Origin of the sequence: Priestia filamentosa, from assembly GCF_900177535.1 — a bacterium.
In the GTDB taxonomy this organism is placed as follows: domain Bacteria; phylum Bacillota; class Bacilli; order Bacillales; family Bacillaceae_H; genus Bacillus_I; species Bacillus_I filamentosa.
This window is the reverse complement of sequence record NZ_FXAJ01000002.1, coordinates 1230299-1244492: the sequence shown is the minus strand read 5'-3', so window position 1 is coordinate 1244492 and position 14194 is coordinate 1230299. Positions and strand designations below refer to the sequence as shown.

Genomic DNA, 14194 nt, shown 5'->3' with positions numbered 1-14194 from the left:
GACTTTTGTGCTATGATTAGTCGTCACATATCAATGGCAGAAATTTTGAATGTATTATGAATAGTAAAGAAGATAAATGTAATTTAAATTATAAATTGATTGTATTAGCCAGTTTCTGTTTGATAAATTTTAGGCTACAAATTTTGTATGAAAAATTAATTTTTTTATACAAAGATTTCTATTTGCTTTAGTAGCAGAACGCTTTTATATTAATCAAGTATTGAAGGGTGTATAAAAGTGTTGGAGGAAATAAAAAACCTTATATACAAGTTTTTTTAGTGCTTGGTTCCTAGGGGATATATTATGTTAACTAAAAACGCTTATCTTATCCAGTCTACAAATAGAAACCCCTACTGAATGCTAAACAGTAGGGGAGATGTTTGCTATTGCACATTAGGGTTTGAAAGCGGTTTCTTTTGTTTGCTTAAACTATGGGATTTTATCTATTTTATTTTTAACCTTCAGCTTTTGAGTTCAACTTAGATCCCAAGTTCCATAAGCTAAATACAATTGTGATTAATCCAAGAATTACACTTGACAAAACTGCTCCATCTGTTAATGAATAGATAAATGGAAAAGCCACAAACCAGACACCGGTAATGACTGAAATCCAGTTTTGCCACGAATTCCAGCCAGGTTTATCAGCTCCCCACAATGATACGATAACTTGAATGATTCCAAAAATTATGCTTGACCACAAAGCTCCTGATTGATCTGAAAAACCAATAACCCAAGGCGCGATAATAAACCAGACACCAATTAATGCATTTAAAATACCCCTTGTTTTCATAATTACACCCCCTCAAAATTTATGAAATCTTTAAAGATTTCATTATTGAATTATATGCTTAGAGACCAACGATATTAACCAAAATGAGATTATATAGGCGGATAAAAAAGTGAAAAAACAATCCACCTCCCTGGGATTGTTTTTTCGTAAAGAAAAATTAGGCTTATAGTTCCTGATTATATTTGTTTCTCATTTTTCATTATTACTACCCATAAAATCCATTATGTTAACTAATTTTATACAGAATATACATTTGATAATGTGCTTTTTATTATCCATACTACTCTTAGGATGGTCAGCTTCCTGACCTTGATGAGAATCCACTGAAATAAGGCTCCTACTTTTACATTATTAGTTACCATTTATTTTATTTCATGTAATCATTTTATTCATTATGTTGAGCTCGTAATACCTGTACTACTATTTCTCCTACTTGTCTACCAAGTTTTAACCCTTCATCATTATCAACTTTAAAATGTACTCCAGCATATAAACGAGATTGAGCACTTTGTTTCATCAATTGACTCATTGTAAAGGACTCCTGAGGGAAGAAATAATTTACTATTGCTTCTGAGCATCCTGCAATTGTTGCATGTGCAGAAGGATAAGCTGGAAAACGTGGGGTAAATAGAACGGGGGATATATTTCTATTGTACTGATTTGGACGTGCTACATCCCATAGATATTTTAAAAACCATGTTATAACACATACATCATTTATGGCAGCATGAAAATAACCTAATATTCTAGCGGTATAGGGGGAACCCATTCTATATTTTTCAGCGAGATTATAAATCATAGGGGTAATTTTGGAAGTTAGTTCGCCTGTACCCCAGTATCGTGCGATTTGAGCCTGTTGCGATGTTAAGGAAGCCAATGTTTGCTCTACAATTAGCAATTCTCTATCCCAATCAATGGTCTCAGGTTTTCTAATGTTCCAATTGATGCGGCGCTGAAATGGATCTGAAAAATTGTTACTTCCTTCTCTTTTTATAAAAAACATTGGCCAATATCCTGCTTCAGGTGCGCCTTTCGGAAGGGTTTGTTCTCCTGGATAAGGATGTTCTGCCCATCTTCTATAAGGTGTTCGCATAACCTTCAACTCCCTATGTAATGTTCTTTCTCTTTTATGATTAAGTATGGAGAGATATGACAATTCATTGAAGATGTATGATGTTAACTAGAAATGAATAGGTATACAGCTTAAAAGTGAAAAAACTTTTACCACATGAGCATAAATGGTCATAGTCATTCCTACATCATCATTCTCTAAAAATGCCTTGTGTTTCTTTTATTATTGATTCTACTACAATTAGAAAGGAGGCATGGGTATGGTGCAATTTTTGTAACAGCTCTTTTCTTAAGCAATTTTTTCTTTGCGTTTTTATTATGTTAGTTTTTCAATACATATAAAGAGTTGAGGTTCCAAATAGAGGAAGAGAAAAATTATCAAAATCATTAAGATGTATTTTATAGAATTACTTATGACTTAATGGGAAAGTCTAATGTTAGCAGAACTTTTAAAGGATAATTTATTTTTAGAAAGGGGAGAAGAGGATGGAGTCACTATGGCTAGAGTATGCTTGGGCATTGTTAGTTCTAATCGGATTAGAAGGATTGTTATCGGCTGACAATGCTCTTGTACTAGCAGTTATAGCCAAGCATTTACCCGAAAATGAAAAAAGAAGAGCTATCAATTATGGTATCATTATGGCCTTTGTTTTTCGATTTGTTGCTCTTTTTGCTATTTCTTTTATCGCAAACGTCTGGCAGATACAGGCGATAGGAGCAGCTTATCTTCTTTACTTAGGTTTAAAACATGTTATTCAGGCGCGTTTCGGAAAAAAGAATAAGGATATTCATAAGGATGATGAAAAGGAAGCCGCTGGAAAAGGTTTCTGGCCGACAGTGGCAAAGATTGCGCTAGCTGACCTTGCTTTTGCAATTGATTCGATACTAGCTGCGGTTGCTCTTGCCCTTGGTCTTCCAGATTCACCGCTCGGCGATTTTGGCGGTATGGATGGAGGACAGTTTATTGTTGTTCTTCTTGGCGGTATTGCTGGCCTTATCTTAATTAAGTTTGCAGCAACCTGGTTTGTGCAGCTTCTTGCAAAACGTCCAGCATTGGAAACAACAGCATATGTCATTGTTGCTTGGGTCGGTGTCAAACTTGCTGTCATTACCCTTGCCCATGAGGATATTGGGTTCTTAGATCATGATTTTCCTCACAGTACAGCTTGGACGTTAATTTTCTACGGAGTATTAGTCGGTATTGCCCTAATTGGTTGGTTTGCACCGAGAAAAACGTGATTTCAGAGAAATCCTAAATGGTAGCTTTGAAATGAAATTTAATTAAAACTATGTCACGAATTCCTATTTGACAATAAAAGTTAAGAATTTATTTTGAAAAATACGCAACCTGTAGATTAACTAAAAACATTTAAGTAAAAACTCTTATTACATTGATAAGAGCTTTTTTACTTAAATATAAGAAATTGATTGTATGCGTTAGGGAAATAGAGGGGGTCCTGTTTTATCCAATTGGTTAAGAAATAGCGGATCACCTTTAAAAGAGTGCATGGGAAGCGGTGAAGCTCCTTTGAGTGAACTACTCAAGACGCCATGGGCATTGACTACAAATCATATTGTTAGTAGAAAACAGCTATCTTCTTATGAAGGTAGTTGTTTTCTTTCGAGATGGATAAGGTATGTAAAGTTAGTTAACGTAACGTAATTATAAGCATTGAAAAGGGTTCGGCGTCTAGTTACCCAACCTTTTTTTAATATAACAAAATAACCTATTATTCGCTTCGATATCTTTCCTATTAGTTGAAATGGTCCTTATTAGAAATAGATAGATAAAACCTTCTATTAAGGTAATTTTAATCATTCATGCCTTTTTTAAAGAGTAAGTTTATAGTTTTAGGCCAAAACAGGTTTTTGACATGTAATATTCATCCAATCTTTGCTCTAACAATTTCATATGATATTACATATAAGATGTGAGGAGGTGAACATGTCTATGTATGAATTTGAATATGATTATGATAAAAAAGACTCTTGTTATGATAAACATGACAAACATGATAAATTTAAAAAAGTAAAATGTTATTGTGAAGAGCAAGAGGATCGTCGTAAATATGAAGATAAAGATGATTGTAAACATGATGATAAAGATGAGAAAAAGAAATTTATTCTAAAAGGATATCTTTACTTCAAAGAAGATCATGATTGCGACCGCAAGAAAAAATATTAGTAATATGAAAATATTTATACCTTTTCATATTGTTAAATGGATTATGCTTTGAATCATCTCTCCTTATGGATAAAAGAGGCTGACCCCAAAAATTGTGAAAGTGAACTTTTGGTTGTCAGCTTCTTTTCCTTTCAATTCTACCTTAAAAAGAGAGTTTCAAAATCTTTTTTTATTTAAAAAGGAGTGATTAAAATAAGTAAGCATTACCCTTATAAGAAATCACAAGTCTGGTACCCCAATCATAAAAGTGGTAGCGTAACATTATCAGCATTCAGAGCTATTAATAATACTGCTAATCAGTCTCTTCCCGCAAACGCTGCTAGCCAAGTTCTTTTTCAAAATGAACAATTTGATTTAGCGAATGAATATAACCCAAATACATCTACATTTATTCCACAAACGGATGGGGTATATTCGCTCACTGCATCTGTTGAGTTTCAACCGAATATCATGGGTGAGTTTACCTTAGAAATGGTTTTCCTGATAAATAGCGATATAATTGAGGGAAGAAATAGTGAAACTTTTGCAGGTAATATTCCGGCAATCCTAACGACTACTGAGATACTTCAGTTAAATGCTGGAGATCAGGTGCAGGTAGCAATGAGAAGTACTGCCGCTGGTGCGATCCAAGCAAGCCCAAGTACACACTTTGCAGCAGTTAGAGTTTCTTCCCCAGCAACATAAACAAGATTAGGCACCCTTTAGGTACCTAACCTCTAATATTTAATCTGTTGATAAGAAAAACGACCTTTTCTTTTAAAAAGTCGTTTTTTTTTTGCTCTTTTTGTGTATTTATAATTCACATATTGAACAGGATTCTTAACATAATCATTTATCTGTTCATTTATTACAGATAAAAGGTTTCATTAATTTCCCATGACTCGACAATTTGATGTGCTATTCGTGCATCATATCCTTTACCCATCAAATAAGTGATAGCTGCTATTTCCATCATTGCATGAGGGATAGATGTTTTTTGAGCTTCATTTAAACCATATTGTACCCATGGGTTAACCTTTAATAAAGTTTCTTGTTTGAGATGATGGGAGGTAGTATAAAGAGGATACACAGTAATTATATCCTTTCACATATAGTTGAATATCACAATCCTAGTTTATGCGCATTAATTAATCTTGTGAGGACTTTATATAATGGTTCTCATAATAAAAAGGCTTCCTGTCATAAGGAAGCCTTTTGCTTTTTCTCTTTTAATTCAAGAGCGTTTTGAAAGATAATTTTTTATCTAAAGCCATCATGATAAAAGCGCCGATAAACATCACAACGAATTCACCAACAGCAGTTGTGAGCCATGTGAAAAGGAAGGGAAGTCCTAATGCTAAGTGCAGCTCAAAGGCGATAATAAACATTGTTACTGTAAAAATAGCTGTATTCATCATCATACGAGCCCATAAGTTCTTTATATAGCGGCCTACTCCAATTGTAACAAGTAGAGCTATAAGAGATTGAAGAACGCCAAATACAAGATCATATGCTCCAAGCGGTGAGAATAGTAAATTTGTTAAGAAAACTCCAATGACGATACCAAAAATGAACTTCTTGTTAAATACAACAAGATGATTAAACATCTCAGAAAGTCTAAACTGAATGTTCGTAAAGCCAAATGGCTGAATTAAAAGAGATACGGCAATATATAAAGCCGCTACAAGGGCGTTAATACTTATTGTTCTAATATTCATCAATTTATTTCTCCTTAGTTTTTTAGCGTGGGAGGGTTACGAACCACGGTAATACTAAAAAATAATACAAGAGGGCGCACGTTTCGTCAATAAAGAGATAAGGAAAGAAAAAAAGTAAAAACATTCTGGCTAGTCCTATAAAAAAGACTCTTTTTTAAAAAAGAGTCTTTTCACTATGTATAGGAATAAATTCTTCTTCGTCTTCATATAATCCACGTTCTTTTAAGTATTCAATGAAATAAAGGTCTGCTTCCTTTCTTTCATCATATGGTTTCTTTGAAAGAACGAAACCAATTTTCCCTTCATTAGTAAGCTCAACAGAAGAGATATAAGCTTGAATGTTATGGCGAAGGAAAAGCTCTTTTGCAGGAATGATTAAGCCTTTTAAAAATTGAGAAAGAAGTTCTAACTCAAATTGAAATGTAAAACGTTCGACTTTAGAGAGATCTGCAAAGATGACGCCAATAAAGCCTGTATTAAAAATTTCATGTTCTTTTATTTTTTCATCCTCATTTAAATGTCCAACTTCACGTAGGTAGTTAATAAAATAACTTTTTCCTTCTTTCCGGCGGAAGGGTTTCTTAGATAAAACAAGACCAATTTTCTTTTGTTTTGGTAAATAGATGCAGGAGATGTGCGCAGGAATACCGTGCTGCGAAAATAAAATGCTGCTTCCTTGCAATAGCCCATCAAGCACGTGATGTGTAATTTGCAGCTTTTTACGAGAGAAGTAGTATTCGTATTTCGTTAAATCATCTAAGTCTGTGAACGTTGCCCCAATGAAACCAGTATTTGAAAGAGTAGGGGAAGAGGTTTTTTTACGACTATGTTTTGTCATTCTTGCCATAAGCTCAGCTCCTTGCATTAGTAACACGAACAGATGTTCTATACCCCTATATTACAGCACTTTTCTCTAAAAGTAAAGAAAAAGAAGAGGGAAAATTGAGAGAGAAGGAAGATTTTCTCTTATTTTTCATCCAGTATAATAAAAAGAGCAACAAAAAAAGCATTGATCAGTATCATCAATGCTTTGATTATGCAAGGTTTGAACCTTCATCATCTGTTTCATCTTCTACAAAACAGTCCATTGTATGTAATGTTTTATCATCGTGACTTCCATAATAAATCGTAATATTCATAAACATATCGCTCCTTTTTATGAGGAATGAATCTGTTGTTCACATTTCCATTGTAAGAGATAGTCTCATTATACCCCAAGGCAAGATGTTCCACAACTAAAAAAGAGCGATATTTATATTATATTAAAATGGCTTCCATTTCACTTTCATTGCTTCACGATAACGTTCTTCAACATGTGCCCAATTGACAACATTCCACCAGTTCTCAATATACTTCTTGCGGTCATTTTGATATTTCAAATAATAAGAATGCTCCCATACATCGAGAGCTAGAAGAGGGATAACATCGTATTGACTTAAGTTTTGGTGTTTTTCAGCTTGTAAAATCTCCACACGATGAGCACGGGGAGCCCATACTAAAACACCCCATCCAGATCCTTCTACTTTGTTTGCGGCTTCTGTAAACTGTTGTTTAAATCGTTCAAATCCTCCAAATGTGCTATCAATCGCTTTTCGTATTTCACCTCTTGGTTTTCCTCCACCATTTGGACTCATTACATTCCAAAACAGCGTATGAAGATAATGTCCAGCACCGTGAAAAGCGGCTTCTCGTTCCCAATGGGCAATAAGCGTAAAATCTCCATTGCTTCGCGCTTTTTTCATTTCTTTCTCTGCTTTGTTCAACCCATCAACATATGTTTGATGATGTTTGTCATGATGAAGCCTCATTGTTTCGCGGTCAATATAAGGCTCAAGTGCTTCATACGGATATGGTAAAGGAGGTAAAGTATGTCCTCCAATCGGTACAGGATTAAAAGCAGGGCGAGACTTTTCACCATGATGATTTACTTCGTCTCGGTGACCCTCTTCATCTTGGTGGTTCTCTTCCTCGTGATGAATTTCTTCATCCCGCTCGTTCTCTTCATAGGCGTCTTCCCACAAAAGGTAAAGCTCCTTTGCTCGTTCAAAACAAGCATATGGCATATCTTGATCATGATTTTCTTCTAAAAGATGAGCAAATTCATTCCACTTTTGGTGCCATTCTTCTTCATTTTTTCGGTGAGAGGAAAGAGAGTCCCAATGGCTGTATAAATCGTTAGCCCAGTCTTCTAAGTATGTTTTATAGTCCTTTGTCTCACTATCCATAGTACATAAGCCTCCTTCTACATCGTTGTGGTCACTATATGTAGAGGAGGAAAAAAAGGTTCGTTAGTTTTTCTCTTTCATTTTTTTCATTTCTTCAGTTACCACAAATGCTAAATCATCATTTCCAAATAGGGACAAAACACCTAAAAGCGTGCTATCCCCAACTTCCCCAGCTTCATCCTTTGGTACAGTAAGGGAGAGTGCGTGTTTTAATGCAGCATTCTCCCTTTGATTAGGGTATGCGCGTATATATAGCTCAAAAGGATCTAAATCATGGTTAACGCACCATTGTGCAAAAACAAGAATCATCATTTCTTCGTCTTTTTGATAATTTTGAATAATTTTTTGTTCCATCTCTTTTGAATTCATGTTAAAAAACTCCTTTTTAAAGTGAGAGAATAAAAGTAGAATACCATATTTCTCTCTTTCTCTCTATTATAGTAAAAAAGCAAAGAAGAAAAAGTGTTGAATATAGATTCTCTTTTAGTTTCTAAATTTAGAGACTAAAGAACTAGGATTAATTCTTTTTCCTTATTTAGAAAGTTTTTTGTTAAACTATAGTTGTTAAGGATTTTAGAAGATGAGCATAAAACTTTCCTAGATTCACAGAGCGATATGAAAATGGTAAAAGGAAAAAATACAAGTATTAAGGTTACAAGAGATAAAGATAAGTTAACATTAAAAGCGAGTGGAACAACTTCCTTTGATAAGGTAACATTTAATTTAAAGGATAATAGGGTTACAACGAAGTATGGAATGCTCCCTTATGGTGGAATAATAGAAGCTTCGGAGCAGCAAGTAACACAGGTCCTTGGTCTGGACATGTTTACAAACTGCAAGAGGGAGAGGCAGATGTAAGCAATGTAGACGAAAATACAAACTATAAATCTGTCAGATTATATGTTGGAAAGCTTGAAGAGAGTAAGGATACTATTTTATATGTTACATATTCGTGTGTGAAAAACGGTCAGTCTCAAAGAGGAGAGGAAATCGTTACATATAAACCAACAAAGTAAAATGAAAGTATCTAAAAATTGCGCGAATTTATAAAGATAAGTTATCATAGATATATCCAAAATTGGGTATTAAATAGAGATGAGGGATGATTTATGATGAAAGTTCACGTAACGACGGAAAACGGTTCTTTAGCAGACAAGTATGGAAAGCAAGCTTCAGAAGAATATTTAAGAGATGGTGTTCCATACGTTTCTTTTCCAATTTCATTTGAAAATGTGCCTGAAAATGCTAAAAGTTTAGCGTTAACTCTTATTGATTATGATTCAGTACCAGTTTGTAATTTTGCATGGATTCATTGGCTTGTAGCGAATATTCCAGCGGAGGTTAAAGAGCTTCCGGAAAATGCAAGTGATGAAAAGCCGTTTCCATTTGTTCAAGGGAACACAAGCTATGCTTCCCCAGTAGCAGGCCATAAAGACCCAAAAATTACACAGCAGTACGGGGGCCCAACACCTCCTGATAAAGATCATGACTATACACTTGTTGTATATGCGCTAGACACAGAGCTTAATTTAAGAGACGGCTATTATCTTAATGAATTTTATAGAGCAATTGAAGGTCATGTAATCGAAGAAAAAACAATTGCAGTTGTTGGACGAGCATAGAGGAAAAAGAGCTATCGAGACTGATAGCTCTTTTTAGCCTATTGAGATAAGCTTTAAAGCTGAACTATCTATAAAAGGAGGGTATACTAAAAGTAGTAAATGATATAAGAAAGGTGGTTTTTTGGTTGTCTTTAAATCCTAAAATTAAAATGATGCTTGATCAGATGAATAGTATGCCAAAACTAGATTTGAAAACGATTACTCCTAAAGAATATAGAGCGCTTCAAGAACAAATGAGCCAAGCTCCGACAACTGTTGAACGAGTAGGAGCAGTAGAAGATAAGATGCTTCCATTAAAAGATCGAGATATTCGAGTAAGAGTCTACAAGCCAGAAGGAAATGGAAAGTTCCCTGCGCTTGTTTACTACCATGGAGGAGGTTGGGTGTTAGGAAATATTGATAGTCATGATGGCGTGTGCAGAGCGATTGTAAATATGGCGCAATGTACGGTCATTTCGGTGGACTACCGATTAGCTCCTGAACATAAATTCCCTGCTGGTGTTCACGATGCATATGACGCTCTTGTATATATTAGCGATCATGGGGAGGAATTTGATATTGATGCTAATCGAATTGCAGTTGGAGGCGACAGCGCAGGAGGAAATTTAGCTGCAGTTACAAGTATGATCGCTAAAGAAAAAAAAGGGCCAAGCATTATCCATCAGTTTTTACTGTATCCATCAACAGGTCGTGATTATGAGCTTCCCTCAATGAAAGAAAACAGCGAAGGCTATTTTCTCACCCGTGAGCTTATGGAATGGTTTGGAGAACATTATGTAAATAAGCAAGAAGATTGGAAACATCCGTATGCATCCCCTGTGCTTGCAGAAGATTTAGCAAATCTTCCTCCTGCAACAATCCTTACTGCTCAATATGATCCACTTCGTGATTCTGGCGTGCTTTATGCAGAAAAGCTAAGAGAAAATGATGTTCCTGTTTTTTATAAAAATTATGATGATTTGATTCATGGTTTTGCTAATTTTATTGAATTTGTTCCAGAAGCAAGAGAAGCGTTGAAAGAAGGAGCAGAATCTTTAAAAGAAGCGTTTTAAAGAAAAAGATTTATAAAAAAGCAGGCTTCCGTCAAGGAAAGCCTGCTTTTTTAAATAGAAACAAATGTTGCACATCGGTTTTCAAAAATACTCACTTCCGTAAATCCACACTCTTTGGCAAGAGCATACGCTTCTTTAATACCTCGACCAATATGCTCTGAATAGTGAGAATCCGAACCAATGGTTAAAATGCGTCCGCCGAGCTCTCTATATAAAGTTAAAATATAGTGTGAAGGCATTGGTTCTTGTAATGCTTCTACTGTTGAAGTATTAATTTCAATTCCAATACCTCGTTCAATGGCTTTAGAAAGTATCTTCTTTATAAGAGGCTCGAATTTTTCGAAGTCGTCCTGACTAAACGCTTCTTTTGAATAGCGCTTAATAAGATCAAAATGAGCTAAACAGTCAATGTCGGCTTTTTCAACAAGTAAGAGCATTTCTTTAAAATAAAGGTCATATGCTTCTAGCCGTGAGTATTTTGCTAACGTTTTGCGAAGGCCTATATCTTTAATATTGTGAACAGAACCAAGAATAAAATCAATGTGCTCTTTTTGAAACAGCTGTTTATATTCTTCTGTATACTTATGTGGTTCACAAAGTTCTATTCCTTTTAAGATATGAAGAGGCTGATTTTTAAAAGCTTCTTGACACGTTTGAATGTCTTCCCTGTACTTCTCCCATTTCATATGTCCATAAGTTGGAATGTTCGGGTTTAGTGTGAAGTGTTCAGTGAAGCAAATTTGTTCTACTCCGTTCTCAAGCGCTTTTTGGCATGTTTCCATCATGATCGCTTTTGAGTCAAATGAATTGTTCGTATGTGTATGATAGTCCGTAAACACAATATTCCTCCCTTTATATGTAATGAAGCCTTCTCTCATTTATTATGGCATAGATTGTGCAACGTGAAAAAGGGGATGTTGTGATACAATGAGCAAAGACTATGATGAAAGAGGAGAAAAAGATTCAGCATGAATGAACAGCTTATTCGGGGTCTATTCTATAAAGGACTGTTGAAGAAGAATGATTATTCCCCGGAAACAGAGAAGTGCATTTTTAATACGCTCAAAGGATTGAAAAATAAAAAGACAACGGCAAATAAGCCAGGGATGCTGCTTGGGAAGATCCAAAGCGGAAAAACGAAAACGTTTATTGGAATTACAGGATTAGCTTTTGATAACAATTATGATATTGTAATTGTTCTTACAAAAGGTACAAAAGCTCTTACAAGGCAAACGTACGAACGTTTGAAAGAAGAATTTTCTTCATTTCAGGCTCATGATAAAATACAAATTTATGACATTATGAATCTTCCAGGCAATCTCATTCAATATGAACTAAACCAAAAGCTCATTTTTGTTGTGAAGAAAGAAATTCACAATTTAAAAAGGCTTCATAAAGCTTTTTTTGACCAATATCCGCTTCTTCAGGACCGAAAGATTCTCTTAATTGATGATGAAGCAGATTTTGCGAGTGTCGGTTTCTTAAAAACAAAAAAAGAAGCTCATGAAATAAGAGTTATCGCAGGAGAGATTGATCAGTTCCGGAAGAAAGTTGACGATATTTCCTTTTTACAAGTGACAGCAACACCATATTCTCTTTACCTTCAGCCTGAACAATTGAAAATCAATGGCTCTATTCAGGAGTTTCAACCTGTGAAGCCTTCATTCACAGAGCTTGTTCCTGTATCTGACGGCTATATTGGAGGAGAGTATTATTTCGAAGAGGGCATAAGGAAACGGTCGCTTGCTTCTTATCTCTATGAAGCGATTCCATCGCATGAGCTTGCTATTTTAAAGAAACCAGATAGAAGGCGGTTCAAACTAGAAGAAGCGTTAACAAGTAAAAGGATTGAATCGCTTCGTACAGCGCTCCTTCAATTTATCGTTGGTGGAATTATCAGAAGGCTACAGCAGCGGAAAATGAGAAAGAGAGAGATGAAATACAGTTTTATCGTTCATACTGAGCAAGCAAAGGCAGCACACGAATGGCAAGAAACGATTGTGGCTGAGATGAAACGGAAGCTTCAACAAATGGCAACTGAACAGCCTCTTTTTCTTTACAAACTCATTAAGCCCCTTTATGCTAACTTGAAAAAATCATTAGAAAGAATAAAAGGGGAAATCCCAACGCTTCAAGATGTTCAGCATGAAACATGTTTTTACTTAAAAAACGATTATGTACTTGTGACAAAAGTAAATTCAGAAAAAGAAATATCAGAGCTTTTAGATGATAAAGGGCAGCTGAAACTTCGAGCGCCTCTTAATATTTTTATTGGCGGGCAAATTTTAGATCGTGGAATTACCGTACAAAATTTAATTGGTTTCTATTATGGACGAAATCCAAGAACCTTTCAGCAGGATACCATTTTACAGCACTCTCGAATGTTTGGTTACAGATTAAAGAAAGATTTAGCTGTCACTCGCTTTTATACAACGCTTGAAATTTATCAGGTGATGAAAAAAATTCACGAATTTGATACATCACTACGGGAATCTTTTGAAAAGAAGAGCCATGAAAGAGGTGTTGTATTTATAAGACGTGATGAAGATGAAAAGCTTGTTCCTTGCAATCCAAACAAAATCTTACTGTCTAAAACTGTAGCTCTAAAACCATTAAAGCGCCTATTGCCTGTTGGATTTCAAACAGGTTATAAATCAAATATTGCAAAACATGTAAAAGAGATTGATCAAATCATAGAAAGGAGAAAAAGAGAAGATGGAAAGCCCTTTTTGTTTCCTCTCCCAGAAGCTGTAAAAGTGATCCAGAAAATTAAATTAACACATGATGAGAAAGAAGGAGAAAGTTGGGATGATGCAGCTTTTCTTTCAAGTCTCACGTACCTTTCTAAAAATTTGAACTCTAAATATAGTGGCAACGTATTATGTATTGTAAGAGAAAATCGTAACATGAGCCGGATAAGAAGCAATCATCGCTATGAAGATGCGCCAGACACAGCTTCAAATGAAGAAAGTGAACTAATGCTTGCAAAACGCATTGCTATTGATACACCTGTGTTGATTTTACTTCGTCAAAATGGAAAAGAAGAAAACGGCTGGCGAGGAGGTCCTTTCTGGTGGCCTATACTTGTGACGCCAAAAAATACAAAAACAACAATCTTTACAGGTGGAGTATCAGAATAGGTGAGGCATGATATGTCTCACTTATTTTAATTGGAGCAATTTGTGACTATGAGGAATCGATTGGATGTCGTAAGGCAAAAAGGAGCCTTGTGTTTGAAATAAGTTATTTACTATTTCTTCATAGCCGAGAGACACTGTAGACTTGTGAATGAACAACATGAAAGAAAAAGGGGCGTCTTATGAAGAAATAGTTGTTATACCCCAGAAACTGGGGGGAGTGAGCATAGCTAAGTCTTATAGATAGAAGGGAGATTGGCTCCTCAAGAAAAAAGGATGAAGAATGTTAATTCTTCATCCTTAGCGTCTATCAAAAAAAGCAATAACAAATAACAAAACCTATTTTGCAGCATACAAACGGAAAAATCATATAGGTAGTGTTGTTAATATTTAAAATATAAGTTTCCTGCTTTTT

The 14194-nt window shown here is 35.1% G+C and carries 14 protein-coding genes, 1 pseudogene and 1 riboswitch; of the genes and pseudogenes, 7 read left to right on the top strand and 8 right to left on the bottom strand.

All coding sequences use genetic code 11. The features are described 5' to 3' along the window. Positions 1–454: 454 nt before the first annotated feature. Positions 455–790 carry an SPW repeat protein gene (locus tag B9N79_RS13325; RefSeq protein ID WP_019395608.1) on the bottom strand — a complete coding sequence of 112 codons (336 nt, stop codon included), beginning with the start codon at positions 788–790 and terminating at the stop codon, positions 455–457. 385 nt (positions 791–1175) lie between these two features. Then, entirely contained in the window at positions 1176–1883 is a 708-nt protein-coding gene (locus B9N79_RS13320) for a vanadium-dependent haloperoxidase (protein WP_046217604.1), read from the bottom strand. Positions 1884–2347: 464 nt separating this feature from the next. On the opposite strand from B9N79_RS13320, the gene B9N79_RS13315 reads away from it, so the two are divergent. The 3 genes and pseudogenes from B9N79_RS13315 to B9N79_RS13305 all read left to right on the top strand — a co-directional run. Beyond that, the gene (locus tag B9N79_RS13315) at positions 2348–3100 is read left to right on the top strand and encodes a TerC family protein (RefSeq protein ID WP_019393525.1); all 753 of its coding nucleotides are present in this window, start codon (positions 2348–2350) and stop codon (positions 3098–3100) included. 706 nt (positions 3101–3806) lie between these two features. Next, positions 3807–4046 (top strand): hypothetical protein, encoded by a 240-nt coding sequence (locus B9N79_RS13310; RefSeq protein WP_040061122.1) that lies wholly within the window; start codon positions 3807–3809, stop codon positions 4044–4046. A 327-nt stretch (positions 4047–4373) separates the two neighbouring features. After that, positions 4374–4730 (top strand): annotated as a pseudogene (locus B9N79_RS13305) (C1q-like domain-containing protein); the annotation flags it as partial. A gap of 163 nt (positions 4731–4893) precedes the next feature. On the opposite strand, the gene B9N79_RS13300 reads toward B9N79_RS13305, so the two are convergent. From B9N79_RS13300 to B9N79_RS13280, 5 genes are all read right to left on the bottom strand, one after another. Beyond that, positions 4894–5115, bottom strand: a complete 222-nt coding sequence (locus tag B9N79_RS13300) for a hypothetical protein (RefSeq protein WP_046217603.1) — start codon at positions 5113–5115, stop codon at positions 4894–4896. A 139-nt stretch (positions 5116–5254) separates the two neighbouring features. Beyond that, complete coding sequence (locus tag B9N79_RS13295) at positions 5255–5743, bottom strand: QueT transporter family protein (protein ID WP_085118597.1); 489 nt, start codon at positions 5741–5743, stop codon at positions 5255–5257. A gap of 8 nt (positions 5744–5751) precedes the next feature. Continuing rightward, positions 5752–5796, bottom strand: a riboswitch (PreQ1 riboswitch). A gap of 101 nt (positions 5797–5897) precedes the next feature. Further along, positions 5898–6590 (bottom strand): hypothetical protein, encoded by a 693-nt coding sequence (locus tag B9N79_RS13290; protein ID WP_046217937.1) that lies wholly within the window; start codon positions 6588–6590, stop codon positions 5898–5900. 415 nt (positions 6591–7005) lie between these two features. Then, a complete protein-coding gene (locus tag B9N79_RS13285; protein ID WP_046217602.1) occupies positions 7006–7968 on the bottom strand; it encodes a superoxide dismutase in 963 nt (320 codons plus the stop codon). Positions 7969–8031: 63 nt separating this feature from the next. After that, positions 8032–8337 (bottom strand): hypothetical protein, encoded by a 306-nt coding sequence (locus B9N79_RS13280; protein WP_019393533.1) that lies wholly within the window; start codon positions 8335–8337, stop codon positions 8032–8034. Positions 8338–8589: 252 nt separating this feature from the next. Between B9N79_RS13280 and B9N79_RS13275 the strand changes: the two genes are divergently transcribed. The 3 genes from B9N79_RS13275 (at position 8590) to B9N79_RS13265 (ending at position 10642) form a co-directional block, all read left to right on the top strand. Further along, on the top strand, positions 8590–8826 hold the full coding sequence (locus B9N79_RS13275; protein WP_040061130.1) for a hypothetical protein: 237 nt from the start codon (positions 8590–8592) through the stop codon (positions 8824–8826). 251 nt (positions 8827–9077) lie between these two features. Beyond that, positions 9078–9590, top strand: a complete 513-nt coding sequence (locus B9N79_RS13270; protein ID WP_094041254.1) for a YbhB/YbcL family Raf kinase inhibitor-like protein — start codon at positions 9078–9080, stop codon at positions 9588–9590. Between the two features lie 125 nt (positions 9591–9715). Continuing rightward, positions 9716–10642 carry an alpha/beta hydrolase gene (locus B9N79_RS13265; protein ID WP_046217600.1) on the top strand — a complete coding sequence of 309 codons (927 nt, stop codon included), beginning with the start codon at positions 9716–9718 and terminating at the stop codon, positions 10640–10642. Between the two features lie 50 nt (positions 10643–10692). Here B9N79_RS13265 and B9N79_RS13260 read toward each other — a convergent pair whose 3' ends face one another. Continuing rightward, positions 10693–11481, bottom strand: coding sequence for a histidinol-phosphatase HisJ family protein (locus tag B9N79_RS13260; RefSeq protein WP_082864736.1), 789 nt, complete (start codon positions 11479–11481; stop codon positions 10693–10695). Between the two features lie 129 nt (positions 11482–11610). Between B9N79_RS13260 and B9N79_RS13255 the strand changes: the two genes are divergently transcribed. Then, a complete protein-coding gene (locus tag B9N79_RS13255; protein WP_085118594.1) occupies positions 11611–13782 on the top strand; it encodes a Z1 domain-containing protein in 2172 nt (723 codons plus the stop codon). The last annotated feature ends 412 nt before the right edge of the window (positions 13783–14194 follow it).